Here is a 25,617-nt window from a genome sequence, read left to right on the forward strand (position 1 = left end):
GCAATCGTATGCAAAACAACCAACCTTTATCCACGCTTACACCTAACAGCGATAGCGACAATATCGCTGACGACATCAAAAACACCCACGCCACTGCCACAGCGTTAAGTCGCTATATTGAAGTACTACTGCACGCCAGCGAGTCGCCTTTGACAGCAGATGATTTAAAAAAGCATTTAATGATAAGCCAAGATGAATTTGACGTGGCACTGGCGGTGCTAGAAGAGCGTTTGTCGCACAGCGTGCTGACCCTTGCCAAGACCGCCAGTGGCTATCGCTTGCAAATCAAGGACTCGTACAGTCGCATTATTCATCAGGTGTTCCCCGAACGCCAAGAGACCCTAAGCCAAGCCCTGTTAGAGACCCTAAGTGTCATCGCTTATAAACAGCCTGTAACTCGCTCGGACATTGAGCATATTCGTGGCGTGAGTGTGTCTAGCCATATCTTACGCCAACTGTTTGATAAGGGTTGGATTATGGAGAAGGGACATAAAGACGTGTTGGGTCGCCCTGCCTTATTGCACACCACAAAAGCGTTTTTGGACGCATTTGGTTTGACTGATTTAAAAGAATTACCCGAATTGCCTGATTTGGAAAATTTTAAAGTGGACGGGTAGGGCTCATATTAAAATGACTGATTTTATAATATTGGGTTGTTTATAAATTATTATCTTAATTTCTTTTAAATCATTTGATTTTAATTTCTTTTAATTTCTTTTAATTTAATTTGATATTATTAAATAGGATGTGTAGGGGCGAATTATATTCGCCCAAATATTTTATTTAAAAATACATTTTTAAAATTGCAAGTATTTAATTAATCATATTTTGATTATCAATTTACAATTAATATTAAAATTTCCCCTATTAATTTTTAAACCCCCACCCTATCTTTTTCTTTTGCGTTTTATTATCATGAATTTAATCATACGCTCGGAGCGGTGAAACCATTTTTCCATATGCACATAACTGATTGCTGACAGAAAAATAATGGTAATAGGCAGGAGCATTGACCAATAGCCATATTTGGCATATAGCCACACCGCCACAAAGCCGCCGCCAAAAAATCCCCACCATAACGCACTTTGTAGCACCACTTTGGCAAGACTGACCTTTCGCCCCACAAGCCAATGCCCCACCGTCGCCCCCAAATCGGACGTTACCCCTGTCAGATGCGTGGTACGCACCACCGCCCCGTGATAGGTTGCCACCATGGAGTTTTGTAGTCCGCACGCCATGGCGATGAGCATTTGCCCGTAGTCGTTGCCCGACAGATACAGCCACAGACTGCCACAGAGCAGGACGAATTCTAAGTACATGGCATAGCCATAATGACGCTTGATGTGTAGCTCGCTACCCCCGATAATCATGCCACTTAGCACCGAGCCAAGCCAAAACGAGCCTACCGACACGAGCAGTAGCCACAGGTTTTCCCAGTCATGATGAAAGGATGTTACCGCCAGCAGGCTGATATTGCCCGTAACGTGTGATGCCGAAACGTGGGTAAACCCCATGAGTGCGGTTGTGTTCAAAATGCCAGCACTAAATGCCAGCACCACCGCCCCACACAGTACCCAAGTGGGAAGTTGGTTTTGCATGACCGATAAATGAATGATAACAAACCAATTAGTTTACAAAACTTTGGACAAAAATAAAAGCACACAACACAAGACGTGCTTGATTGTGTGCTGTTAAAATGTTACAAAATTTTACAAACCTTGGGCGTGCCTTACTCGGTATCGTCCGCCACCAGCTCCATAAGCTCACTGCTTAGTCCGACAGTGTTAAACCCTGCGTCCACAAACAAAATCTCGCCTGTAATACCGCTCGCCCAAGGCGATAGCAAGAATAAAGCGGCGTTACCCACTTCCATTTGATTAACATTGCGTTGTAGGGGCGTTACTTTTTCGGTAACGTCCAGCATTTTACGGAATGACTTGATGCCACTGGCGGCAAGCGTGCGAATCGGACCTGCACTAATGGCATTGACACGAATGCCTTCTCTACCCAGCGAGCTTGCCAGATAACGCACCGATGATTCTAGGCTGGCTTTGGCAAGTCCCATGACGTTATAATTTGGCAATACAGAAATGCTGCCTTCATAAGTCAAAGTAAGTAGTGAACCTTGACGTTTGGCAAGGAGTGTACGACTGGCTTTGGCAAGTGCCACGAAGCTATAACTGGACACATCATGAGCAATGGCAAAGCCTTCACGAGTCGTGGCGTCCGTAAAGTCGCCATCCAACTGCTCGGCAGGGGCAAAACCAATGGCGTGTACCACACCGTTCACCCCGTCGTCCCAAATGCGAGCCACTTCATCAAAGCATTTGGTAATCTCATCATCCGAGCTGACATCGCAAGGCAATACCGCCACCGCCCCAAAAGTCTCGGCCGCCATATCCACCCGTTTTTTGATTTTGTCATTGGGGTAAGTTAAAATCAGCTCTGCCCCCTCACGGTGCAAGCATTCGGCAATCGCCCACGCAATCGACAGCTTACTGGCAATACCCGTTACCACAAATCGTTGACCTTTTAATAACATCAGTCGCTCCACGCATTTAGTTAAAATTGTTAGCATTATACCACAGATTTTGGCAAATAGGGAAAATTTAGAAACGATTGTAAACTTTTAACGAAATCGCCTTTCGTTTTAATTTGGTTATTTTAAAAAGGTAAATTTAAAAAGCAAAAATTATAACCCATTAACACCGCAAAGCACACAAACCATTTGGCAAATCTGGCCTTTTTCGCTATAATATCACGTTTATTTTTATTTGATAATACCATGTGCCAACATTGCAACAGCCACGCCACTTCCGCCTTTTCTTTTGATGTAGAAGCCACCGCCCAGAACTACGCCAATATCATCTCTGCCAGTGGCGAAAACCTAAGCCGTGAAGGACTGCTTGATACGCCCATGCGTGCCGCCAAAGCCTTTCGGGACTTGACGGCAGGCTATCATCAAGACCTGCATACGGTTGCCAATGATGCCATTTTTGCCAGTGATAATGCTGATTTGGTGCTTGTGCAAAACATTGAATTTTATTCGTTATGCGAGCATCACATTTTGCCGTTTTTTGGTGTGGCACACATCGGCTATCTGCCAAATGGTAAGGTGCTTGGCTTATCCAAACTGGCTCGCATTGTTGATATGTATGCCAAACGCCTACAAATCCAAGAAAACCTAACCAAACAAGTCGCCCAAGCCATCCATGAACTCACAGACTGCCGTGGTGTGGCGGTCGTCATGGACGCAAGCCATATGTGCATGATGATGCGTGGCGTGGGCAAACAACAGTCCACCACCCGCACCACCTGTATGCTTGGGGTGTATGAGACGGACAATCAAGCCCGAAATGAATTTTTGAGTGCCATTCCTAAGCGTGTGCCGGCGTTTGGCTGATGTTATTCACTTTTATAAACAGGCATGGCAAAAAGCCCTTAATCAAAGTTAAGGGCTTTTTATTTGGGTTAAATGATGGGGTAAATGATTGGATTAACCCAAAAAGGCGTTATACATCCAAATTTCTTTTTCTTGGGCTTGGACGTAGCCTGTTACGATGTCGGACGTGCCTTGGTCGGATGCTTCTTCGGCAAGCTCAGCAACGGCTCGTTGCTCTTCGATAAGAGTTTGCAAGCCCTTAACCACGCCTTCTACACAGCCACGACCATCAAACACGCCTTTGTTTTCTTTGATGCTAGAACGCTCGGCAAAATCGCTATATGCGTGTAATGGCGTGCCACCTAGGGTTAGAATGCGTTCAGCGATTTCGTCAATTTGTAGTTGTAGCTCGGTGTACAGCTCTTCAAATTTTGGGTGCAGGGTAAAAAAATGCTCGCCTTTGACGTTCCAGTGATAGCCGCGTACGTTGATATAAAACAGATGGTAGCTAGACAGTAGGGCGTTTAGGGCTTTGATGACGGGGGTAAGTTCTGCTTTTTCAAGACCGATTTGATTGGTACTCATAAATTTTCTCTCCTACTGGGTTGTAAAAATGATAGCCTGTGCTAACAAATACCATAATAACAAAAAGGGCTTAAAATGTTAAGCAAATAATCATTATTTTTATAATTTGAATTTTAAATGAAAAATAAATTTTTTTAAATAAAATTAATTATTAATTGTAGTTGCATGATGTAAGTATTAAAGTATGACTGGTCATCTGCAATGATGCGATTTTGCAACCATGCTTGTTTGGCGGTGTGTTTTGAAGGTTGGAGCGTTGTGTTAAAAAAATTTGGAGAGTGCATTTGCATTCCCCAAATTTACCTTTATCGGATTAAATGATCTGATATTGGATTTGATTTTCATTAAGTCCCGCGCCAAGGTTGGCAAAGACAATGGCATTGACCACACCAGTACCGTCCGCATCATAGCTCAAATCGCCTGTCGTGCTGTTGTATTTGATAAAGTCGCCCACGCTCGTTTGACCTGCCAAAGCGGTGAAAATGGCGTCATCAAGGACGATTTTGTCATTGGCGACATCAAAGTCGGTGATGGTGTCTACCGAGCCATCAAGTAGGGTGCTAAATCTAAAATAATCCGCCCCATCGCCACCTGTCAAGGTGTCACTGCCTCGTCCGCCGTCTAGGGTGTCATCGCCTGCACCGCCAATCAGCGTGTTGTTACCGCTGTTGCCAATCAGGGTATTATTTTCGCTGTTGCCTATGGCATTGATGTTGTCTGCGCCAAGCAGAGTTAGGTGTTCTAAATTATCAACTAAGCTATAATTGATATAACTGTACACTGTATCTGTGCCTTCGTCTGCAAGCTCGGTAATGCTATCGCCTGTATTATCAATGACATAGCTGTCATCGCCTTGACCGCCAATCAGCGTGTCCGCCCCTTGACCGCCATCTAGATAATCATCGCCAAGTCCGCCATAAATGATATCATCGCCGTCATTGCCAAAGATGTTGTTATTTGCATTGTTGCCTGTTAAGACATCGGCAAAGTTTGAACCTTTTAGGTTTTCAATTTGCGTGCCATAACCAATAAAGCCTTGCCCTTTGACATACTCGGTATGTGTATGTTTACCTGCATTACCAGACAAGGTGTAGCCTGATAGGTCTTGGTTGGCAAAGAAAGCGTTGTTGCCTTCAATGGTAGTTTTTTCTTTGATGACAAAGGTGTCCGATTTTTGGCTGGTGTGATAAATCCACGAACCAGGGGTCAAATTGACCGTAACGCCTTCTTGTTCATAGGATGCGTCAAAGGTATCCACACCACCTGCATCTGCGATATAAATGGTGCCGTCTTGGACAAGGGAGGCATAATTGCCAAAACCATAAACATCATCGCCTGCATTGACCGTTTTGGCGACACCAAAACGATAGTGCATATACATCACATCATATAGGCTTAGGTCTCTAAATCCTGAGTTCCAATGGTAATCTGGGCTGTACGACATGATTGAAAATTCGGAAGTGTAATCTTCGGGCGTGGCAAAGCCATAATTGCTATAAACGCCATCGGTATGCTTGCCTGCAAAGGTATGGAACAGCTCGTGCAAGGCAAGGTAGTGGTGGTAGTTGCCAGGGTTTGGGTTGTCAGTAAAGTTGGCGGTGTCAAAGACCACATTACCGCCAGCAAAGGCAAACGCCCCGCTTGATGCCATTCCGCCAATGGTATCGCCATAGATAAAGTTAATCCCGCCATTACCGACTTCTTGATAACTGCCAACTTCTTCAAATTCCACATTGGCAACATCAGAAAACTTAGTTAGGCTATTTCTAATAAAGGTTTTAAGATTGTCCGAAAAATCTCGGGTTGAGCCTTGTCCTACCGAGCCACGCCCTGCATATTGCCAATCGGGGCTGGTGGTTTCTTCTTGTGTGGCAAAATAGTATTTGATTTTGGCAGGCGTGCCATTGTCGGTAAAGCCACCAAACGGTGTGTGCATGGTGTGCAAAAATCCGCCACGGTAGTTGGACGCTACCGAGTCAATCATATAGGCAAAATTGTAATCATCATCGGTGTGCTTCATTTTGCGGTCGGCAGGATTGGTGTGCGTGTGTTTGCTGACAAACTCACCTGTGGCTTGCCCTGCGTTGTGATAAATCGCCACATCGCTGACGCTAATGTCGTTGCCTTCTAAGTCTTTGGTGGCAAGCGTGGCGGTAATGTTGCCTGTGTGCTTGACAAGGGTTTCGCTGTCCACATTGATCACAAAGGCATTGCCGTCTTGGACTTTGGTGGTGTAGTTTTGACCGCCAATGGCAACGCTAATGTCATCGCCCACCTGTGCCGAACCTGCCACCACCCCTGTAATGGCGGTGGTTTTGGCGGGCGTGCTTAGGGTGGTTACGCCATCTTGGGCTTTGGTGTTGTCCTGCCATTCTACGCTGATTTTGCCAAGTTCGCTTTGGGCAACGCCATCTCTTGCCCCGACTTGGCGGACGGTCTTGCTATCGCCTGTCCCTGCCAGATAGTACAATCTGCCAGAAGTGATAAATTCATAGCTGATGGCTTGACCTTGTAGGGCTTCGGCTTCGCTTTTTGATAAGTCAATGTGGAACGACATATCATCACGGTTAAAGCCTGCGTTAAACGACTTATCGCCAATTTTGACCACAATCGCTTCTAGGCTGTCGCTGTTGTAGCCTTGGGCAAAAATGCTGTCGTTTAGGGCAAGTTTGCCACTTAGGCGTACTGAGCCAAAACCGTCCGCCACGCCATTATCGTTGGTATTATCGCCAATGGCGGTAATTTTAATGCTGGCTGAGACATCATTTGTTACATCATAATTGTGGGTATTGGACGCCAAAAATTCCCCATTTTCAAGCACTTGGGCAGATAAGGTGTAGTTTTGGTGTTTGGCAAGCAGTTGCCCGTCAATCGGTGTTTTAAAGGTCAAATCCGTGCCAACGGTGGCGGTAAAGGTTTGTTCGCCCACTTTGATTTCTACCGTTTGTCCTGCCTTAGCGTCCGCCCCCGTTACCTTGCCTGAGACATCAATGGGCGTGGATTGTTCGCTGACATTGATAAGGTTGTCGGTGGTAATTGGGTCAAGCTCTATCTTAATATCTTTGGCAGTAACATTATAAATTAGGCTGTCGTCATCAAAGCCTGTATTGCCAAGCTCATCTTGTGTGGTTAAAGTGGCGTTGATAGCTGTATTTGCCAAAATGACCGCTTTTGGCACGGCTTGGCTAAACTGCCCATCCACCACATTAAGGCTATAAGTCTCGTTGCCAATGTTTAGCGTCACTTTATCACTTGCCACAAATTCGCCTGTTACCGTGCCTGTGATGGTAAAGGTATCATTAATTTCATCAGGTGTGATGGCATTGTCGTCTGTAATGGCGTTTAGTTTGACTTCCACGCTTGGGGCATTGACATCTACCTTATAAGTGGCAGGCGTGTTTGCTTGGGCTTGGTTGCCTGTGTGGTCTCTGGCGGAGAGTTTGGCGGTTAGGTTACCATTTGCGTCAATTAAAGTTTGTGTTGGCACATCAAGTGTCCAAGTGCCAATGGTTTTTTGCCCATTGCCAGAGCTGGTGACGGTTTTTTGGGCGGTAAAACTTTGTCCGCCAATTTCAACCGTCAAAGGAGCATTGGCAAGAGCCACATCGCCATCAAGCTCGAACGAACCTATCAAAGTGGTGCTTGGGTTGGCGGTTTGATAGGCAATGTTAATGTTGTCAAGTGGATTGACGGTAACAATCGGCTGACTAATGTGCTTATCATTGACCGTATAGCCAAGCGTGGCACGGATTGCACCGCCTGCGTTGTTGCCTGCGTTGTCGTACAAATAGGCGGAGACGTCGGCAACTTTGTCGGTGTCGGCAAGTAGGTCGGCAGTTTTGACATTGAGTGTAAAGGTGCCTGTTTGCCCCGTCACGGTGGTCGCATAAGGCTTGCCGTTAACCGTAACGGTAATTTCCACCGCATTTTCAATGCCTTGGGCGGTCAGCGTATTTCTAATGGAATTAAAAGTGCCTGTAATGGTGGTAGTGTCGTGCCAAGTGTCGTTTTGGTCAATGACATTGTCGTCAGAAACGGCGGTCGGCACAAGGGCGGGATTGCCCCATTTTGGCGAGAAAGCGGCCGCCTTATAGCTTTGGCTGTGGTCGTAACTTTGCCCGCCTGTGGTCAAAATCGCCCTGACGGTGTCATAAGAGCGGTGAAGCTCCGCCCCGCTAATGCGATAAGTATAAACGCCATCGGCCCCAAGCTCGGCATCTACGGTTTTGGCAAGCACGCTCGCTTTATAAAATTCCAATTTGACCGTAGAAGTTGCCACTTCCGCCCGTTCAATCTTACCTGTAATGGCAATGTTGAGATTGGCACTGCCATAATTAAACTCAGCAGCATTGACAATGTTGTCGCCTGCAATCGGATTTAGGGTAATGCTTGGGGTGGCAGGCTTTTCAACCGTATAAGTTTGGTTGGTGCTGTCCTCGCCTTGGTTGCCTGCTTTGTCGGTGCTTTTGATGGTGGCGCTGACGCTGTCGTATTTGGTCAGCTCATCGGTGGCAATGTCAGCACTGAATGTACCATCGTCATTGAGACGGGCTTCTACGGTTTTTTGGTTGTTGCTTGTGCAGGTAGAACATAGGCAAATCAGCACAAACTCGTTGGTATCGGTTTTGACAAAATTGCCAATATTGCCCGTAATGGTGGTCGTGGGTTTGGCACTCTCAGTCAAATCAATGCGGTTGTCGCCTGTAATTGGATTTAGGGTGATTTTGGGTGTGGGGGCAATGGTATCCACTTCATAACTGTGGGTTTTATCGCCTTTGGCGGTATTGCCTGCGGTGTCAGTGGTGATGATGGTTGCCGAAATTTGCGTGTGATTTTTTAGGGTAGAACCTGCCACGGTTAGGCTAAATTTGCCTCCTTGTACTGGCACATCTTGCGACACCCCACCAATGATGACTTTGACAAGGTCGCCATCTTTGGCGTTTTCTACCGTGCCTGAAACCACCAAATTTTGCTCACTTTCGGCAAGGTTGATGATGTTGTCGCTGGCAAGGTTGTCAAAGGTAATTATAGGTGTGTCAATCTTTGTATCCACATTATAACCGCCTGTGGCGTTGGTGCTAACGCTCGCCCCTGTGTGGTCTTTGGCAGTCAAAATGGCAGTCAAGGTCTGGCTACCTTCGGCAAAGGCTAAGGTTTCGCCCGAGACATCAAGCGTCCAAATGTTGCCTGTTAAAGTCGCAGGGTGGTCTTGCCCATTGATTTTTATAATGACCTTTTGCTCTGTGGTGGTCGGGTCAAAATTTACCGTGCCTGTTAAAGTGAAGCTCAAAGACTTATCAGCAATGTTAATCATACCATCATCAATGGCGTTGATGGTAATTGCAAGCGGAATGGTGGGCTCAGGCGTTGGCTCAGGCGTTGGCTCAGGCGTTGGCTCAGGCGTTGGCTCAGGCGTTGGCTCAGGCGTTGGCTCAGGCGTTGGCTCAGGCGTTGGCTCAGGCGTTGGCTCAGGCGTTGGCTCAGGCGTTGGCTCAGGCGTTGGCTCAGGCGTTGGCTCAGGCGTTGGCTCAGGCGTTGGCTCAGGCGTTGGCTCAGGCGTTGGCTCAGGCGTTGGCTCAGGCGTTGGCTCAGGCGTTGGCTCAGGCGTTGGAACGAAATGATTATCATCTATATTTTTAATAGGCTGGTTATTTGTGCTTTTGTTGTGGTGTAAAATGGCTGCTCCAAGTCCTGTGGCAAAAAGCCTAGCCAGCCAAGACGAGTGCAAAGCACCGCCTGCCGTCGTATTTGCTGTGGCAAGACTGGCATTTAAATCACTTAAGGCGGTGGGGTCGGTGATGGGCAAAGCGTCTTGAAAATTTTCAAGACGCAAAGATGCATTAACATCCTCGGGCAAGTACACATAAATGTCATCGCCTACCACTTCCATCACAGGATTGTGCAAAACCTCGCCTTCTTCATTGATGATTTGATAAACAGTATTTTTCTTAGCTTTAAGTTTTAGGGGTTTTTTGCTATTTAAAGCATGAGTTTCGGTTGTTTGGTCTTGGATGACAATAAGCTGGTATTTGCTTGTTTTCATGGCGGTTGATCTATTAATTTGAAATACTTTATTATAGCACAATTTTTAAAATAGATTAACCATTTGCTGCAAACCTTCAAGCCAATCGAACTGCGTTGGTTTGAAAATACGTAAATTTTGCTTAATTTATCGCCTAAACTTTGCTATAATAAAAGATTTAAATTTAACAGAGAGATAACTCATGGGCTTTAATTGTGGTATCGTGGGCTTGCCTAACGTGGGCAAATCCACCTTGTTTAACGCACTCACCAAGGCAGGCATCGCCGCCGAAAACTTCCCCTTTTGTACCAAAGACCCAAACACAGGCATTGTGCCTGTGCCAGACCCACGCCTAAAACAGCTTGCCGAAATCGTAAAGCCCGAGCGAGTAATTCCCACCAGTATGGAATTTGTGGACATTGCAGGGCTTGTGGCGGGGGCAAGCAAGGGCGAGGGTATGGGCAACCAGTTTCTTGCCAACATTCGCGAAACAGACGCCATCGCCCATGTCGTGCGGTGCTTTGATGATGATAATGTCATTCATGTGGACGGACGGGTAAACCCCCTATCGGACATTGAAACCATTAACACCGAGCTTGCTCTTGCTGACCTTGAAGCCGTAACCCGTGCCATCACCAACGCCTCCAAAAAAGCCAAAGGGGGCGACAAAGAAGCCCGTGCAATGCTTGATGTGTTCCAAAAAATTGAGCCGTTTTTGGCAGATGGCAAACCTGCTAGAATGGCAAATCTAGACGATGATGAGAGAAAACTCATCAGATCGTACGGGCTAATTACCTTAAAGCCTGTGATGTACATTGCCAATGTGAGTGAAGACGGCTTTGAAAATAATCCGCATTTGGATGCGGTGCGTGAATTTGCCAAAAATGACAATGCCATTGTCGTGCCACTTTGCAACCAACTAGAATCAGAAATCGCCCAGCTTGACGAAGACGAAAAGGCGGAATTTTTGGAAAGTTTGGGAATGGCGGAAGCAGGGCTTGACCGTGTCATTCGGGCAGGCTATGAGCTTCTAAAAATGCAAACCTACTTTACCGCAGGGGTCAAAGAAGTGCGGGCGTGGACGGTGCCTGTCGGGGCGACCGCACCACAGGCGGCAGGGGTCATTCATACCGATTTTGAGCGGGGCTTTATCCGTGCCGAAGTGATTGCCTTTGATGATTTTATTGAATATCAAGGCGAAAAAGGGGCAAGCTCGGCAGGCAAATCTCGCCTAGAAGGCAAAACCTATGTGGTGCAAGACGGCGATGTGATGCATTTCCGTTTCAATGTATAAGTCTATAAGTAGGTTTAATGTCTAAATAGGTTAAGGTCATTAAAATGCCGAACTTTGCCAACCTTGATGTCAGCTTAATTGTTTTATTTATTTTGCTGGGCTTGGGCGTGTTTAGCCAAAATAATACGATAGTTTTGGCGACCGCTCTCTTAATCATCATCAAAGTCAGCCCTTTTGGTGCTGTGCTGTTGCCCTATGTAGACAAATACGGGCTAAGTTTGGGCATTTTGATTTTGACCATTGGCGTGCTTACCCCGATTGCCAGTGGCAAATTAAGCAGTGAGATGATTTTGCAATCTTTTGTCAGTCCAAAATCGCTCATTGCCATTTTGGTTGGACTCTTGGTTGCTTATCTAGGCGGACGGGGTGTCAAGCTGATGATAAGCGAACCGCAAGTGATTGCAGGGCTACTCATTGGCACGGTGCTTGGCGTGGCTTTTTTGCGTGGCGTGCCTGTCGGTCCGCTGATTGCGGCAGGGATTTTATCGCTGTTTTATTGGCAGAAATAAAAGCATATACACACCATCAATTTAAAACAAGGAGAAATTATGATAATAGAATTGGCATTATTACCCCCTGCGATTGCCGAGCAAGTCAAACAACAGGTTGAATATGGCAAAGAAGTTCAATTTGCTGAAAATGGAAAGGTACTCACAAAAACTATTAAAGAACCAAGCACTTTTTACGATGTGATTATGAATTATCATAATCCAGATGTGGGCGATATTGAGTTACCAGAGTTTAAGCGTTCTTAATTGTAATCGTAAGGTATGTATTACACACCATTTAAATAATAAGCCAAAAAAAACGGTGCGTAATACGCACCTTACACCAATCAATAAATTCATATTGAGTTTAAATGAATAAGGTGGTTTTTATGAAAATAGCCTTACCCTTAATCGCCCTATTATTACTCACTGCTTGCCCCAATCATCAAGAGCCAGCAAACCCCATTCAATCTGACAATACGCAGTCCAAACAAAATACCGCCCCTTTAATAGAAGTTACACCCCAAGACAATAAAAAAATCCAACAAGAAACCAATAAGCCAAAAAAACAATGACAAGTGATATTTTTGATAATGGGTTTACCATTGATGATCATCCTTTATTGATTGAAAAAATCTCCGAGCAAGAATTTACCAAAGTATTGGACAACTCCTTAAAAATAGAAAATTCAACAGTCATCTCAGGGTTTGATAATATTAAGAATGCTAAATTAGCATTGGAAGGCGCAATAGAAGTTAATGAAAATAACCTAATTACCAAAATTCACGCAAAAAATGGCAATACCGTTAACCTGTTAGCAGATTTTGAATTTTACAACATAGATGAAAATACTTTATCCATTATCATGGACGATGGTTATTCTGGTATTAGTCTAAATACAGGTAAATTTATTGGTACTTATAGACTTAATTCTTTTGCTTCTCCCAATAAGCTCTATCGTTTTTCTGGTACGGCATACGAAGGCTGTGCTTATCCTTTTGTTGAAAAATATATTAACGATGAATGGATAGCCATTATTCGTTTAGATGATATTTTTAACCAAACCATTAGCAAACAGGATAATCAACTGGAGATTTGTGGTTATCAATTTGGGTTTTTTGAAAATAATCAAACCGCCTATATTAAAGTTACAAAAAATAAAGAAACCGATGACAGTGATTATTATAAAATTTATTTTAAATTTGATGAATTCACAAATTCATTTGATTTAACCACCATTCCCCAAAAGACCTTACCCTTAGAAGTGGCGATTGACTTTGATAATTATGAACAATTCACTCATTTAAATAAAAACCAAGCCAAATTCTTTGCTGGGCTTTATCCTACCGCCAAAGAGCTTGTGATTTTTGGTAAAGTGTCTTATAATCCCAACATCACAAGTTTAATAATGACATTTTCTAATACAGAAAATGAACACGAACTTATCACTCATCTTATCAATATTGATAAAAACGGCAATATCATTGATACACTTAATATTGCTTATGATGAAATTGCTGAAAGCTGGTCAAAAACCACTTCTGCATTACAAAAAGAACAAATCACAGTAACCGACTTTCACGATGGCGACCCCACCCAAGAAAATAGTTGCAAAATAGATGATAAAGGCTATTTTTATTTGGTGGACAGTAAAGACTTTACCCAAACAAATCATAGTAATGACAATTAACTCAATTTCAACCATCAACCCAACCACTCAATAGGTGCTTTATGAGGCTTTTATTCCCCCTCACTGCCTTTTTAACCTTAACCGCTTGCTCTATCAGCGTCATTCCCACCGATGTCAAAGTGGTCGGTATTTCTACCCCTGCCACCGAATTTTGTTTACAGCAAAAAGGATTTATCAATCCCACCACCGTGAACGGCAAACAAGTCAATATTTGCGAATTACCAAACGGTCAAAAAGTGGAAGTGAATGAATTTTATAAAATAAGCGGTGGTTCAGAGCAATCGCACTACACCCCCTGACCAAACAACAACCAATCAAGATAAGACTTATTCTGCACACTCTTATTTTACGGTGTTTAACAGAAAGTTTGTTATTCTTAACCCCAATCAAGTTTAATGTAGTCAGGGTTAGTAATACTTTATGGTTTATTGGGATATTTTAGTGTATCAAAGGGTTTTGAAGGGGTCTTTTGATGGAATGACAATCAACCTTAAGTTTTTCCTTAAAAAACGTGTCATTTTTAGTTCAAATACCAAAGGCGGGCACGTCCTAAGCCACATTTTCCATCTTTAATCCTTTTGGCGTAACCTTGCCCAAATGCTTAATAATGGTATCAATCGGTAAGTGATTGTTTTTTAGGCGTTTTGGGATAATTTGTGAGCCTTTTTGTCCTTGATATTCAAACATGGCAAAAATAAACTCATCGGTCTCGTCCCACGAAGTGACCGCCGTCCAAGGGATAATCGCCTGTTGCATTGGGCTAGATTTCATCGTGAAGCCTTGGGTGGTGTGTCCACGTTTTTTGCTCACAGACTGGATTTGTTCCAATTGCTCGCCCGCCATCGGCATACTCATCACCAAGCCTTGTGGTTGTACGCCCAATTTCATTTGGTTAAGCTCAGGCGGTAATTTAATCTCATTGAGCTGTTTGTCAAATTCTCGTTTGGCATACCATTGCAATCCTTTTGTACGGGCAATTAAATAGCCAATGCACAGTCCCAAAGTTAGCCAAAACAAAATCGTAGAATAGCCCGACACAAAAATAATGCCCAAAATGCTCGCCACCGCCAGCACGCCAAGCACCAGCCATTCTTTGGTGCGGACGGATTTTAGCCCAAAGGATTGACTGGATTTGTTAAATAGGGCGAGCTGGGCGGATTTAAATTCGCTCTCGGTCATATTTAGGGCGACAGGCTGTATGGTATAAGGGTAAAGGGCTTTTTGCTTGCTCATTGTGTTTCCTTAAAATAAAATAGGGTATTGTAGCACTATTATGGCAAATTTTCATTAAAAATCCTAATGGGAATTTGCCAAAAAATTTGTTATAATTGACGACATTTAACAAATTTTATACCAAAAGAACTTAAAAAATGATACAAATAAACCATTGCCCCGTACGGACGAATTGCAATTCGTCCTTACAAAACCGTATCATATTTTGGGTTCATTAATATAGGAATGCACAATGCTAGACCCAAAACTGCTCCGCTCTGACCTTGAAAATTTGAAAGCAAAACTTGCCACTCGGGGTTATGAACTTGACATTGCTTTTTGGCAAGACCTTGAAAACAAAAGAAAATCTTTACAAGTAGAAACCGAAAACTTACAAGCCCAAAAAAACGGAGGGGCAAAAGAAATCGGCCTGTTAAAGAAAAACGGACAAAATACCGATGACTTGATGGCTCAAATGGCAAAAGTTAGCGATGAAATGAAACGCTGTGAAGATGATTTGCGTGAACTTCTTGCAACCATTGAGGCCGAGAGCCTAAAAATCCCCAATCTACCAGACGACAGCGTCCCTGTGGGCGAAGACGAAAACGACAATGTAGAAGTGCGTAGATGGGGCGTGCCACGAGCGTTTGATTTTGAGACTAAAGACCATTCGGACTTGGGCGAAGGTTTGGGGCTACTTGACTTTGAAATGGCGAGTAAACTCACAGGTTCACGGTTTAGTGTGTTAAAAGGACAACTTGCCAAATTAAACCGCGCCTTAGTGCAGTTTATGCTGGATACCCACACAGCCCGTGGCTACACCGAAATGTATGTGCCTTATATGGTAAATGCCGAGAGCCTAAAAGGCACGGGACAGCTCCCTAAATTTGAAGAAGATTTATTCCACGCTGATAATTATTATCTCATTCCAACATCAGAAGTTCCGCTAACCAACACCGTGCGTGGTGTGATTGTTGAGCCAAGCGAGTTGCCGATTAAACTTACCGCCCATACCCCGTGTTTTAGAAGTGAGGCGGGGAGTGCAGGGCGTGATACACGGGGGCTTATTCGCCAGCACCAATTTGAAAAAGTAGAAATGGTGCAAATTGTCAAAGCTGAAACTTCTATGCAGGCATTGGAAGAGATGACCGTACAGGCGGAGAGTATTTTGCAGGCGTTGGAACTTCCCTACCGTGTGCTAACGCTATGTACCAAAGATATGGGATTTAGTGCCACCAAAACTTATGACATTGAAGTCTGGCTACCCAGTCAAAATACGTATCGTGAGATTTCTAGCTGTTCAAATTGTGGCGACTTTCAGGCACGGCGTATGCTTGCTCGCACCAAAGTGGACAAAAAAACCGAGCTTGTTCATACCCTAAACGGCTCTGGCTTGGCGGTGGGGCGAACTTTGCTTGCCATTATGGAAAATTACCAAAATGCCGATGGGACAATTACTGTCCCTAAGGTATTGGTAAATTATATGGGTGGCTTGGAAGTGATTGGGTGAGATATGCCAATTCTTGAATTTGGTGGAATGATTTTTGAATGGTACGACCCAAAATATGAGCTTGTGCTAAATAAACACAAAATCACTTTTGAAGAAGTCGTGAGTGTATTTGCTGATTTTATTGTGCCATTGAATTTGAAGATATTGGTGATTACAATGAACAAAGAACAATCATCATTGCTATGAGCAACCAAGCAAGATTTTTGGCGGTGGTGTATACCGAAAGGGGCGATACTTTTAGGATTATTACCGCCTATTTCCCAAGTAACGAACAAATAAAGGGTTATCATAATGCAAGATTTTGATTTTGAACGCTACAAAAGTTTGGATATGAGTAAGGCTCGTCCCGCACGCCAAAACCCCAAAATTAAACGATTACAAGATAATCTGGGAATTGCACCACCCTAAGATGATTTAATGAGTTTGTTTGATAGCGATGTACAAGAAACGCTAAAATTACACAATTCACCACAAGACAGAATGCGATTAAATACAATGATTCGGGTGCTGTTCGCCACGACTTAATGGGGTGATTGTAAGGTAGGGTTTTATGTTTAATGATTCTTTAAGTGATAAAGAATATAATTCAAGCTTATCAAGCCATCTATCTTACGCCTGTTAGTCAAATTGCTGTACCAGAGCAATTTAGAATGGGGAATTTTGAAGTATTTTTTAAAGAAATTCCTGCGGACGATACACCAAAAAAGCAAAACATATGCCCAATCCTTTATTAAAAGGCTTAATAACTTTTAATGATGATTTAATTGCCAGAGCAACGGATATTGATGATTGGGAATTGGATTAACCATTTATAAAAAAGCAATGAGTTAAATGAAATTAAACGAACAAAAAGCCAAAAAAATTCAGTAAATTTTTAAGTCTTATTTTACGCCACCGCCCAGAAACCATTAACTTAACTTTGGACAAACAAGGCTTTGCTTATATTGATGAGTTAATCAAAAACACCAATCAAAAAACAAGTTTGGGTTTTAAATTAACTTATGAACAGCTTTATGAAGTCGTTGCCACCAATGACAAAAAACGCTTTGAAATATCCGAAGACAATACCCAAATCCGAGCGGTGCAAGGGCATTCAACGCGGGTGGTAGAACGAGATTTTGAGCCTGTTTTACCGCCCGATGTTTTATATCACGGCACGGCTCATCAATTTATACCGTCCATTTTAAAAGACGGTTTATTACCTAAGTCTCGCCAATATGTACATTTGTCAGGCGATACTAAAACCGCCAAAGCTGTTGGTAAAAGACACGGCAGGGTGCAAATTTTACAAATTGACAGCAAAAAAATGCACCAAGACGGTTATGAATTTTATCAAGCCAAAAATGGTGTTTGGCTAATTAAATCCGTGCCTGTGTCATATTTGACGGTTTATGAGGGGATTATTGTTTAAACAAAAAACACGCACTTAAATAAGGGTGTGTTTTTTGTTTTTGCTGTCAAAATGGTTATTTTAAACAATTACTCACACTTCCCGTCTGTTTTATCAACCACATTTAATACGCCAATGCTTTGGCATTGATTGCCGAAAGTCTTTTTAAAAGTTTGTCCATTTTGGTGAATGGTAACGCATACAGGCTTATATACCGAACCGCATTGAATGTCGGCATATTTTTCATTATAAAGAATGTCATTAAATTGCACAGGCGTTCTTTCTGGAATTTGGCTGGTTGGGATTGGTGTGTTAGGGTTTAAGGGGTCGTCTTTAACAATATTTTGATTGCTATGACAAGCATTTAATCCAATGCCCACAATGCTTATTAATAAAAGCGTTTTTAATTTCATAATTTTACCCAATCGTGTATTTAATGGCGTGTTTAATTTTATTTAAAAACTGTTATTCACAAAACCCATCGCCAATATTCACAATATTTAACCCACTGGCATAACATTTGTTATTAAAACTTCCGTGATAATTTTTGCCATTGTGGGTATAAGTAACACAAACAGGCTTGTAAACCGCAGGGCAAATCAGTCGTTCTCTTTGCATACCATTTCTAATTTGGTCTTTTTCAAACATTTCTTTTAAAAATTCCAAATTTTTGTCTGGGGTTGGTGTTGGGACTTGAACGGTGGGAGCGGTGTGCGTGGTATTAAATGGGTCATCTTTGAAAGATTGGCACGCAGGCAATGCCAAGCCCAAAAGGGCAATCGGTAATAGACGAATGATGTTCATTATTTGCTCCAAATCAAGAGCGTTGTTTGATTTTAGCAAATTTTTTATAAGATAAAAAGCATTATTTTGCGCCGATAAAATTTTAGTACGAATTATTACATTATAATAATTTATCAGTAAACTTATCATTGATTGCCATTGTTTTTTGTAAATCCTATCTTTATTTATAAACAAACAATTTTTATCCATAATTTGCCAAAATATGTTAAAATACCCCCACATTCCAACGCTTTGAGACCTTATTATGACTTCTCTCCCCACCTTTAATCCCCCCCTAAATGAGCGACACAACGCCAACGCCATTCGTATCCTTGCCATGGACGCTGTCCAAAAAGCCAACTCAGGACACCCTGGGGCTCCCATGGGTATGGCGGACATTGCCGAAGTCGTGTGGCGTGAATTTTTAAATCACAACCCCAAAAACGCCAAATGGGCAAACCGAGACCGCTTTGTATTGTCAAACGGACATGGCTCTATGCTATTGTACGCCTTGTTACATTTGTCGGGTTATGATTTGACCATTGACGACATCAAAAATTTCCGCCAACTCCACGCCAAAACCGCAGGGCACCCCGAACACGGCTATGCGGACGGCATTGAGACGACCACAGGACCTTTGGGGCAGGGCATTGCCAATGCGGTGGGTTTTGCCTTGGCTGAAAAGACTTTGGCAGGACAATTTAACAAGTCCGACAACGCCATCATTGACCATTATACCTACTGCTTTTTGGGGGACGGCTGTCTTATGGAAGGCGTGTCTCACGAAGCCTGTTCGCTCGCTGGCACGTTAGGACTTGGCAAGCTCATCGCTTATTATGATGACAACGGCATTTCTATTGACGGCATCGTTACAGGCTGGTTCTCAGACGACACTGCCAAACGCTTTGAAAGCTATAACTGGCAGGTACTGCGTGTGGACGGACATGATGCCGATGCCATCCGTAAAGCGACCTTAAAAGCCAAAGCTGAAACCAACAAGCCCACGCTTATCATCTGCAAAACCGTCATTGGTCTTGGCAGTCCCAACAAACAAGGTAAAGAAGATAGCCACGGAGCTCCCTTGGGCAACGATGAAATCGCCTTGACTCGTACCGAGCTGGGTTGGGCAAACAATAACCCATTTGAAATTGCCGATGAGATTTATCAAGCGTGGAATGCGTGCGATAAAGGCGAGAAGTTGGAAGGCGACTGGAACGCCCAATTTGCTGACTATCAAGCCAAATACCCAAGTGAGGCGGACGAACTACAACGCAGACTGTCAGGCGAGTTGCCAAGCGATTTTAACGCCAAAGCGGACGAGTTTATCAAAGCCTGCCAAGCCAAAGGTGACACCATCGCCACTCGTAAGGCAAGTCAAAATACCATTGGTGCGTTTGCCCCATTATTGCCCGAGGTTTTGGGCGGTTCGGCAGACTTGGCAGGGTCAAACTTGACCTTGTGGAGCGGTGCCAAGGGTGTGCAAGACCACGCTGACGGCAACTATGTGCATTATGGTGTGCGTGAGTTTGGTATGACCGCCATTGCTAATGGGGTGGCGTTGCATGGTGGATTTATCCCTTATACTGCCACGTTTTTGATGTTTATGGAGTACGCTCGTAATGCGGTGCGTATGTCGGCACTTATGAAGCAGCGTGTCATCAACGTCTATACCCATGACAGCATTGGGCTTGGTGAGGACGGCCCGACCCATCAACCTGTAGAGCAGATTGCAAGCCTACGCCAAACGCCAAACCATTTCACTTGGAGACCGTGCGACACGGTGGAGACGGCGGTGGCATGGAAAGTTGCTCTACAAACCGCCAATGCCCCAACGTCCCTTATCCTATCTCGCCAAAACCTTGCTCATCAAAACCGCACGGACGAACAGGTTGCTTTGATTGAAAAAGGGGCGTATGTGCTTGCCAAAGAACAAGGCGACTTGCAAGCCATCATCATCGCCACAGGTTCAGAAGTGGACTTGGCAATGCAAGCTCATAAGGCTTTGAGTGAGCAGGGCGTGGGCGTGCGTGTGGTGTCCATGCCATGTGCTGAGATTTTTGTAAAGCAAGACCGTGATTATATCGAAAGCGTATTGCCTAGCGATGTGCGTGCTCGTGTGGCGGTGGAAGCGGGTATTGCCGATTATTGGTATAAATTTGTTGGCTTGGACGGCAGGGTGATTGGCATGACAACCTTTGGTGAGTCCGCTCCTGCCAAAGATTTGTTTAATCATTTTGGCATTACGGTGGAAAATGTGGTGAATGCGGTTAAAGAAATGATGTAAGCATTGCTTGTTTTTAAAAATAAAAATGGTACTATCAAGAATGGTGCCATTTTTATTTTGGAGAAAATAATGAAAGTTGAAACCTACAAAGAAACCTATCGCAGTCCTGTGGTGCAAATTCTTGTACCTGCTGAATTTCAAATGGGCGATTTTGAAGTCAGTTTTACCAAAATTACAACACCAACTGAACCAACCAAACTCAAAAATCAACCTAACCCTGCACTAAAGGGGTTGATGACTTTTTATGGTGATATTATGAGTCCAACAACAGATATTGAGGATTGGGAGCTTGATTGATGTTGCTTTTGGATACACATATTTGGATTTATTGGCAAAATCAACAAAAATTACCCCGAAATATCATCAATGAAATTCAAAATGCTGATGGGTTGGCAGTCAGTATCATTTCTTGTTGGGAAGTTGCCCAGTTAATCCGAAAGGGTAAGGTTGGCTTGCCGATAAAATTGGAATATTGGATTGAACTTGCAACAGCGAATGTGAAAATTTTACCAATTAATAAAGAAATCGCTTTATTATCTGAACGCTTGGACTTTCATCACAAAGACCCTGCTGACCGTTTTATTGTTGCAACGAGCATTGTTTATCAAATGCCTGTGGTAAGTTTGGATACGGTTCTTCCCAAATATCGTGAAATTGAGCGGTTACTTATTAACTAACTTTTATGCTATAATATCAAGTTTTACAAATTCCAACGAGCCGGCCACAAATTTTTAACCCAAACGCTGTTCATAGCACCGCCCAAGAACCTTGTCATCACAAAGCCAACAATAGTTAGTAAGGTAAGTACCATGCACCATTTTTGGCATAATTCTTATAATTTAGCGAAGAATTAAAAGAGTATTTTGAAAATCTCAAACAATTTTATCAAAATGCGTTAAATAATCAGCGTTCGGTGTTGATTGTGATTTGTTAGTTGTGCGTCTAGTTTTGGCAAAAATCGCCACCTGTGATTTATTGGATTATCATGAATGGCGATTGATTTTTTGTATGTTATTTGAAATGATTAAATATTCTTGGCACTTCGCCATAATATACACCCAATCCCATGCCTGTCGGGCCGTGGTTGGCAAGGGAGACGGTGGAAACAGGAATCACAGGTACGTTACGCAGTCCATAGTCATGGGCGAGAATGTTTTTAAACTCATTAGTGTGTAGCCCGATGGACGTATCAATGATATACACAAAGGCGTCCTGCCCTCCCATCTGATGCGTGATGATGTCCGCCATGTGATACATGACACGCCCGAACTTACGCACTTTGTCTTTGACGACGATATAGCCATCATCATTCATCCATAGTACAGGCTTGATGCTAAATAAGTTGGCAATCATACTGGCAGGGGCAGAGAGTTTTTTGTTGCGGACGATAAAGTTTAGGTCAGATAAGGTAAACATGAACAGACTGTTTTTTCGTAGCTCATCAAGACGGTTGATGATTTCTAGCATGGATTTGCCTTCTTGCATCATCAAGTCCGCCTCAAATGCCAATGCCCCCTCGTCAATATTTAGGGTTTTGGTGTCGTACACATAGATGTTCATTTTGCCAACAAATTTAGTTTTTAGTGTATTAAAAATTTCATGGCTTTTACTAATGGCCGATGAGATGGTGCAAACCAATACCTCTTCATAGCTTTCAGCGTACAATTCGTCAAATAAGGCATTAATCTCATCGGCGGTGGGTGGACTGGTTTTGACGGACAGATTGGGTTTGTCGTAGAGCATTTGACTTAGGCGTGCGGTATCAATGTCTCTGATATCAAGATGGTCTGTGCCATCAATAATGACGTGAAAAGGCACTAAACGCACGGTATGAGGCGTGTTGATGTAGTTTAAGCTAGAAGAAGATGTGCTAAGAACAATGCGTTTCATGAGAACCTACCAAATAAAAATCACACAGGGTGTGATGGCAAAATAAGATGAGCAAAGATTTTATATTAAATAGGTGGGCAAATTTATGATGTTTAAATGATTGGAGTAAAATTCGAACAAAGGACTAGGGCGTGCCTACCATTGATAACATTTTTATAAAATAAAATGAAAATTTAGCACTTTTATCAATTTTTGCATAAAAAATGGCTAAATCTTGTGGCTCGAAGTTAAAAATTTGTCTGATAGAATAACTATCAGTCTGCGTTTTTTCCTTGAAAAACGTGCGATTTTTCTCATTTTTCATTGCAAATACCAAAGTTAAACACGCCCTAAAAAAGCAACGATGCTATTTAATATAAACAATTTGGGTCATTTTAAATAAAATTCATCCAAAAGTAAATGTTTTTATCAAGTGTTTTTTGGTAATAATTGTTTTGGTAAAGGTTAATTTATTTAATCTCTCAATGGGGGTATGCCTTGCTATTTTCTAATGAATGGGCAAGGTAAACACCCCTGCATAAACCCGCCCAACTTTGACGGATTTGTATAGATTGGTAGAAAAAGGGATAAGGATGTCATCTAGGGCGGTATCACTCTCAATGTAGCACAGCGTGTCAGCGTGGTAAAGTCTATGCTCTATAATACCACTGATGATGTCATGCCAAATATCAAGGGCATAAGGCGGGTCAATAAAGATGATATCAAAAGGCGTGCTGAGCGTGGGCAGGGCGGTTTGGGCGGTGCCATTGATGATGGACAGCTGGCTGTGGGTGAGTCTTAGGATGTCGGCATTGTGTTTGATGGTGCGTGCTTGGGTCGGGTTTGGTTCTATCATGACGACATGGGATGCCCCCCGTGATAATGCTTCAAAGCCTAGCACGCCCGAGCCTGCACAGACGTCTAGCACTCTGGCGTCATGAATGTCTGCCATGAGCCAGTTAAAGAGTGTTTCACGCAAACGGTCAGGGGTGGGTCTTAATCCATCAGCGTCCACAAAGCTGATACTACGGCGTTTAAACTGTCCGCCGATGATACGAACTTGATTGGTGGTTTTGTAATGAGACTTGGTTGGTTTTTTCATGGCTGATGAGCTTGTCTGTTTTCTTCTGTCTTTTTGTGTTTTTCTTCGGCTTTTGCTCTGGCTTTTTCGGCTTCTGCCTTGGCGATTTTGGCTTTGATGGCTTCACGCTTGGCGGCACGGATTTTTACCAGTTCTTCATCACTGGGCGGTGTGATGGGATTGGTCTCACGTTGGAGAATCCAGTAATCAAACAAGGCTCGCCCGATGGGGGCTGCCACTTTACCACCGCCACCACCGTTCTCGACGATGACTGCGATGGCGATTTGGGGGTCATCCACGGGAGCAAAACCTGAGAACCATGCATGGTCCCAGTGACGGGAGCTGATGGCGGCTTTGTTATAGCTTTTGCCTTGGGCGATGGATTTGACCTGCGCTGTACCTGTTTTGCCCGCCATACGATAACGGGTGGTGTAGATGCTCTTTGCTGTACCACGTTTGACAGTGTCTTCCATGGCGATATGCATTCTGTCCCAGTCGGCTTCGGTGCCATTAAAGGGGATGACTCCGTCAGGTTTGTCAATGATGGTCACGGGAGCCTGCCCTTCGGAGCGTTTGAGCAGGTGGGGTGTGAGGTGTTTGCCCTTGATGGCGGTCATGGCGGTGGCGTTGGCGACTTGCAGGGGGCTTGCCAAAAATGCTCCTTGTCCGATAGAGACAGAGATGGTCTCGCCTGGTAGCCATTCTTTGCCGTAGGTGTCCATTTTCCATTTAGGCGATGGCATGATGCCCCCTTTTTCGTTGGGTAGGTCAATGCCTGTTTTTTTACCAAAACCAAAACTACTCATCCAATCATGAAGCTTGTCAATGCCCATGCGGTGAGCGTTTTTATAATAATAGGTATCCACACTCATGATGATGGATTTGCTCATATTGACCGTGCCGTGTCCACCTTTTTTCCAGTCACGAAAACGGTGACTGTCCCCCGGTAAGCTAAAATAACCAGGGTCAAAAATGGTGTCATTCCAACCCATGATGCCATAATGCAAAAAGCCCATACTCTCAAAGGGTTTGATGGTAGAAGCAGGTGGGTAGAGTCCTTGCAAGGCACGGTTGTATAAAGGCTGGTCAATGTCATCTCGAAGCATGCCATACTCTTTGCTGGATATGCCAGAGACAAAGGGGTTGGGGTCATAGCTGGGGTTTGAGACAAAGGCAAGGACGTCGCCATTTTTGGGGTCAAGTGCCACAATCGCTCCACGTCGTCCTGCCAGTTGTTTTTGGGCGGCCATTTGTAGTCCATAATCTAGACTTAGATACAAATCGTTACCCGCCACAGGGGGTTTGGTGTCTAGCTGTCGTAGAATCTCGCCGTGAGCATTGGTCTCTACCGACTGAGAGCCTGGTTTGCCAAGCAGGACTTCTTCGTACTGGGCCTCGATGCCGATTTTGCCAATCAGGTCGGTGCCAGCGTACAGGGCTTTTTTGCGATCGTTTTCGGCGATTTTTTTGGCTTCTTTGTCGTTGATACGCCCGACATAACCGATGACATGGGCGAATAGCTCGTCATGGGGATAGACACGGGTGAGTTTGGTCTGAATGCTCACCCCCCGGAAAAAGGGCTTTCGCTCGCTAAACTGAGCAATCTGCTCTTCGGTCAAATCCATCTTGATGGTAATGGGGTTGTTTTTGGATTTGTCTATCCTTGCCAAGATGTCCGTAATCTCTTCATCGGTCAGACCAAAGATGGGGGTAAGTAGTTTTAGGGTGTAAGCTGGGTCTTCAATCTCATCGGGACTGATGACCGCAGAAAAAACCGGTACGTTATCGGCAAGCAACACACCATTACGGTCATAAATATAACCCCGTGATGGCGGGTCGGAGATGAGTTTGATGCGGTTGTTATCAGCGTTAGTTTGGTATTTATTGTATTGATGAACCTGTAAAAAACCATAACGAGCAAACAGCCCAATCATGCCAATAAGCACAAATAACGACGCCACGATCACTCGGCGTACAAAGACGCGAGTGCTGATGTCAGAATCGTTAGGACGTGATGAGGTCATGAT

At 43.8% G+C, this 25,617-nt stretch carries 24 protein-coding genes and 2 pseudogenes; 16 read left to right on the top strand and 10 right to left on the bottom strand.

Translation table 11 applies throughout. The features are described 5' to 3' along the window. The first annotated feature begins 8 nt into the window (after positions 1-8). Positions 9-617: an SMC-Scp complex subunit ScpB gene (gene scpB, locus LP107_RS04250; protein ID WP_078273592.1), complete on the top strand. Its 609-nt coding sequence runs from the start codon at positions 9-11 to the stop codon at positions 615-617. Between the two features lie 270 nt (positions 618-887). Here the strand turns inward: scpB and LP107_RS04255 are convergent, their stop codons facing one another. Beyond that, positions 888-1,598 carry a YoaK family protein gene (locus tag LP107_RS04255; protein WP_078273591.1) on the bottom strand — a complete coding sequence of 237 codons (711 nt, stop codon included), beginning with the start codon at positions 1,596-1,598 and terminating at the stop codon, positions 888-890. Between the two features lie 131 nt (positions 1,599-1,729). After that, positions 1,730-2,542, bottom strand: a complete 813-nt coding sequence (locus LP107_RS04260) for an enoyl-ACP reductase FabI (protein ID WP_112742488.1) — start codon at positions 2,540-2,542, stop codon at positions 1,730-1,732. 243 nt (positions 2,543-2,785) lie between these two features. On the opposite strand from LP107_RS04260, the gene folE reads away from it, so the two are divergent. Next, the gene (gene folE, locus LP107_RS04265) at positions 2,786-3,403 is read left to right on the top strand and encodes a GTP cyclohydrolase I FolE (protein WP_029102465.1); all 618 of its coding nucleotides are present in this window, start codon (positions 2,786-2,788) and stop codon (positions 3,401-3,403) included. A gap of 93 nt (positions 3,404-3,496) precedes the next feature. On the opposite strand, the gene LP107_RS04270 is transcribed toward folE, so the two are convergent. Both LP107_RS04270 and LP107_RS14320 read right to left on the bottom strand, forming a co-directional pair. Then, on the bottom strand, positions 3,497-3,967 hold the full coding sequence (locus LP107_RS04270) for a Dps family protein (RefSeq protein WP_029102466.1): 471 nt from the start codon (positions 3,965-3,967) through the stop codon (positions 3,497-3,499). A gap of 313 nt (positions 3,968-4,280) precedes the next feature. Then, entirely contained in the window at positions 4,281-10,010 is a 5,730-nt protein-coding gene (locus LP107_RS14320) for an Ig-like domain-containing protein (RefSeq protein WP_276035238.1), read from the bottom strand. A gap of 181 nt (positions 10,011-10,191) precedes the next feature. Between LP107_RS14320 and ychF the strand changes: the two genes are divergently transcribed. The 6 genes from ychF (at position 10,192) to LP107_RS04310 (ending at position 13,760) form a co-directional block, all read left to right on the top strand. After that, complete coding sequence (gene ychF / locus LP107_RS04285) at positions 10,192-11,283, top strand: redox-regulated ATPase YchF (RefSeq protein WP_078273588.1); 1,092 nt, start codon at positions 10,192-10,194, stop codon at positions 11,281-11,283. Positions 11,284-11,327: 44 nt separating this feature from the next. Then, positions 11,328-11,792 (top strand): DUF441 domain-containing protein, encoded by a 465-nt coding sequence (locus LP107_RS04290; protein WP_078273587.1) that lies wholly within the window; start codon positions 11,328-11,330, stop codon positions 11,790-11,792. A gap of 39 nt (positions 11,793-11,831) precedes the next feature. Further along, positions 11,832-12,038, top strand: a complete 207-nt coding sequence (locus LP107_RS04295) for a hypothetical protein (RefSeq protein ID WP_078273586.1) — start codon at positions 11,832-11,834, stop codon at positions 12,036-12,038. A gap of 122 nt (positions 12,039-12,160) precedes the next feature. After that, positions 12,161-12,346: a hypothetical protein gene (locus LP107_RS04300; RefSeq protein WP_112742486.1), complete on the top strand. Its 186-nt coding sequence runs from the start codon at positions 12,161-12,163 to the stop codon at positions 12,344-12,346. Continuing rightward, complete coding sequence (locus LP107_RS04305; protein WP_078273584.1) at positions 12,343-13,461, top strand: hypothetical protein; 1,119 nt, start codon at positions 12,343-12,345, stop codon at positions 13,459-13,461. The genes LP107_RS04300 and LP107_RS04305 overlap by 4 nt, the downstream gene beginning before the upstream one ends. Before the next feature lie 41 nt (positions 13,462-13,502). Beyond that, positions 13,503-13,760, top strand: a complete 258-nt coding sequence (locus LP107_RS04310) for a DUF333 domain-containing protein (protein WP_078273583.1) — start codon at positions 13,503-13,505, stop codon at positions 13,758-13,760. A 250-nt stretch (positions 13,761-14,010) separates the two neighbouring features. On the opposite strand, the gene LP107_RS04315 is transcribed toward LP107_RS04310, so the two are convergent. Continuing rightward, the gene (locus LP107_RS04315; RefSeq protein ID WP_078273582.1) at positions 14,011-14,694 is read right to left on the bottom strand and encodes a YcxB family protein; all 684 of its coding nucleotides are present in this window, start codon (positions 14,692-14,694) and stop codon (positions 14,011-14,013) included. 232 nt (positions 14,695-14,926) lie between these two features. On the opposite strand from LP107_RS04315, the gene serS reads away from it, so the two are divergent. From serS to LP107_RS04335, 4 genes and pseudogenes are all read left to right on the top strand, one after another. Continuing rightward, entirely contained in the window at positions 14,927-16,183 is a 1,257-nt protein-coding gene (serS, locus tag LP107_RS04320) for a serine--tRNA ligase (RefSeq protein ID WP_078273581.1), read from the top strand. 3 nt (positions 16,184-16,186) lie between these two features. Continuing rightward, positions 16,187-16,369: a BrnT family toxin gene (locus tag LP107_RS04325; protein ID WP_244893638.1), complete on the top strand. Its 183-nt coding sequence runs from the start codon at positions 16,187-16,189 to the stop codon at positions 16,367-16,369. After that, the gene (locus LP107_RS04330) at positions 16,366-16,488 is read left to right on the top strand and encodes a BrnT family toxin (RefSeq protein ID WP_244893637.1); all 123 of its coding nucleotides are present in this window, start codon (positions 16,366-16,368) and stop codon (positions 16,486-16,488) included. The genes LP107_RS04325 and LP107_RS04330 overlap by 4 nt, the downstream gene beginning before the upstream one ends. Positions 16,489-17,051: 563 nt before the next feature. Beyond that, a pseudogene (locus LP107_RS04335) lies at positions 17,052-17,594 on the top strand (RNA 2'-phosphotransferase); the annotation flags it as partial. 68 nt (positions 17,595-17,662) lie between these two features. On the opposite strand, the gene LP107_RS04340 reads toward LP107_RS04335, so the two are convergent. Both LP107_RS04340 and LP107_RS04345 read right to left on the bottom strand, forming a co-directional pair. Next, positions 17,663-17,986: a hypothetical protein gene (locus LP107_RS04340; protein WP_115369316.1), complete on the bottom strand. Its 324-nt coding sequence runs from the start codon at positions 17,984-17,986 to the stop codon at positions 17,663-17,665. Between the two features lie 52 nt (positions 17,987-18,038). After that, on the bottom strand, positions 18,039-18,377 hold the full coding sequence (locus tag LP107_RS04345) for a hypothetical protein (protein WP_147287331.1): 339 nt from the start codon (positions 18,375-18,377) through the stop codon (positions 18,039-18,041). Positions 18,378-18,621: 244 nt separating this feature from the next. Between LP107_RS04345 and tkt the strand changes: the two genes are divergently transcribed. The 4 genes and pseudogenes from tkt to LP107_RS14450 form a co-directional block, all read left to right on the top strand. Further along, the gene (gene tkt, locus LP107_RS04350) at positions 18,622-20,640 is read left to right on the top strand and encodes a transketolase (RefSeq protein WP_264675914.1); all 2,019 of its coding nucleotides are present in this window, start codon (positions 18,622-18,624) and stop codon (positions 20,638-20,640) included. Between the two features lie 69 nt (positions 20,641-20,709). Next, positions 20,710-20,937, top strand: coding sequence for a hypothetical protein (locus LP107_RS04355; RefSeq protein WP_078273577.1), 228 nt, complete (start codon positions 20,710-20,712; stop codon positions 20,935-20,937). Then, positions 20,937-21,317 (top strand): type II toxin-antitoxin system VapC family toxin, encoded by a 381-nt coding sequence (locus LP107_RS04360; protein ID WP_078273576.1) that lies wholly within the window; start codon positions 20,937-20,939, stop codon positions 21,315-21,317. Before LP107_RS04355 ends, LP107_RS04360 begins: the two co-directional genes overlap by 1 nt. A 179-nt stretch (positions 21,318-21,496) precedes the next feature. Further along, positions 21,497-21,574 (top strand): annotated as a pseudogene (locus LP107_RS14450) (hypothetical protein); the annotation flags it as partial. 77 nt (positions 21,575-21,651) lie between these two features. Here LP107_RS14450 and LP107_RS04365 read toward each other — a convergent pair. The 3 genes from LP107_RS04365 to mrdA all read right to left on the bottom strand — a co-directional run bounded on the left by LP107_RS04365 (position 21,652) and on the right by mrdA (position 25,614). Further along, positions 21,652-22,530 (bottom strand): DegV family protein, encoded by an 879-nt coding sequence (locus LP107_RS04365; protein ID WP_078273575.1) that lies wholly within the window; start codon positions 22,528-22,530, stop codon positions 21,652-21,654. A 487-nt stretch (positions 22,531-23,017) separates the two neighbouring features. Beyond that, positions 23,018-23,611 carry a 16S rRNA (guanine(966)-N(2))-methyltransferase RsmD gene (gene rsmD / locus LP107_RS04370; RefSeq protein WP_264675913.1) on the bottom strand — a complete coding sequence of 198 codons (594 nt, stop codon included), beginning with the start codon at positions 23,609-23,611 and terminating at the stop codon, positions 23,018-23,020. Then, a complete protein-coding gene (mrdA, locus tag LP107_RS04375; RefSeq protein ID WP_112742475.1) occupies positions 23,608-25,614 on the bottom strand; it encodes a penicillin-binding protein 2 in 2,007 nt (668 codons plus the stop codon). Before mrdA ends, rsmD begins: the two co-directional genes overlap by 4 nt. Positions 25,615-25,617: the final 3 nt, after the last annotated feature.

Source organism: Moraxella bovis, from assembly GCF_025985205.1.
GTDB lineage: Bacteria > Pseudomonadota > Gammaproteobacteria > Pseudomonadales > Moraxellaceae > Moraxella > Moraxella bovis.

Coding starts and splice junctions, on each gene's coding strand:
- scpB (WP_078273592.1), top strand. CDS start 9: ATGCAAAACAACCAACCTTTATCCACGCTTACACCTAACAGCGATAGC.
- LP107_RS04255 (WP_078273591.1), bottom strand. CDS start 1,598: ATGCAAAACCAACTTCCCACTTGGGTACTGTGTGGGGCGGTGGTGCTG.
- LP107_RS04260 (WP_112742488.1), bottom strand. CDS start 2,542: ATGTTATTAAAAGGTCAACGATTTGTGGTAACGGGTATTGCCAGTAAG.
- folE (WP_029102465.1), top strand. CDS start 2,786: ATGTGCCAACATTGCAACAGCCACGCCACTTCCGCCTTTTCTTTTGAT.
- LP107_RS04270 (WP_029102466.1), bottom strand. CDS start 3,967: ATGAGTACCAATCAAATCGGTCTTGAAAAAGCAGAACTTACCCCCGTC.
- LP107_RS14320 (WP_276035238.1), bottom strand. CDS start 10,010: ATGAAAACAAGCAAATACCAGCTTATTGTCATCCAAGACCAAACAACC.
- ychF (WP_078273588.1), top strand. CDS start 10,192: ATGGGCTTTAATTGTGGTATCGTGGGCTTGCCTAACGTGGGCAAATCC.
- LP107_RS04290 (WP_078273587.1), top strand. CDS start 11,328: ATGCCGAACTTTGCCAACCTTGATGTCAGCTTAATTGTTTTATTTATT.
- LP107_RS04295 (WP_078273586.1), top strand. CDS start 11,832: ATGATAATAGAATTGGCATTATTACCCCCTGCGATTGCCGAGCAAGTC.
- LP107_RS04300 (WP_112742486.1), top strand. CDS start 12,161: ATGAAAATAGCCTTACCCTTAATCGCCCTATTATTACTCACTGCTTGC.
- LP107_RS04305 (WP_078273584.1), top strand. CDS start 12,343: ATGACAAGTGATATTTTTGATAATGGGTTTACCATTGATGATCATCCT.
- LP107_RS04310 (WP_078273583.1), top strand. CDS start 13,503: ATGAGGCTTTTATTCCCCCTCACTGCCTTTTTAACCTTAACCGCTTGC.
- LP107_RS04315 (WP_078273582.1), bottom strand. CDS start 14,694: ATGAGCAAGCAAAAAGCCCTTTACCCTTATACCATACAGCCTGTCGCC.
- serS (WP_078273581.1), top strand. CDS start 14,927: ATGCTAGACCCAAAACTGCTCCGCTCTGACCTTGAAAATTTGAAAGCA.
- LP107_RS04325 (WP_244893638.1), top strand. CDS start 16,187: ATGCCAATTCTTGAATTTGGTGGAATGATTTTTGAATGGTACGACCCA.
- LP107_RS04330 (WP_244893637.1), top strand. CDS start 16,366: ATGAGCAACCAAGCAAGATTTTTGGCGGTGGTGTATACCGAAAGGGGC.
- LP107_RS04340 (WP_115369316.1), bottom strand. CDS start 17,986: ATGAAATTAAAAACGCTTTTATTAATAAGCATTGTGGGCATTGGATTA.
- LP107_RS04345 (WP_147287331.1), bottom strand. CDS start 18,377: ATGAACATCATTCGTCTATTACCGATTGCCCTTTTGGGCTTGGCATTG.
- tkt (WP_264675914.1), top strand. CDS start 18,622: ATGACTTCTCTCCCCACCTTTAATCCCCCCCTAAATGAGCGACACAAC.
- LP107_RS04355 (WP_078273577.1), top strand. CDS start 20,710: ATGAAAGTTGAAACCTACAAAGAAACCTATCGCAGTCCTGTGGTGCAA.
- LP107_RS04360 (WP_078273576.1), top strand. CDS start 20,937: ATGTTGCTTTTGGATACACATATTTGGATTTATTGGCAAAATCAACAA.
- LP107_RS04365 (WP_078273575.1), bottom strand. CDS start 22,530: ATGAAACGCATTGTTCTTAGCACATCTTCTTCTAGCTTAAACTACATC.
- rsmD (WP_264675913.1), bottom strand. CDS start 23,611: ATGAAAAAACCAACCAAGTCTCATTACAAAACCACCAATCAAGTTCGT.
- mrdA (WP_112742475.1), bottom strand. CDS start 25,614: ATGACCTCATCACGTCCTAACGATTCTGACATCAGCACTCGCGTCTTT.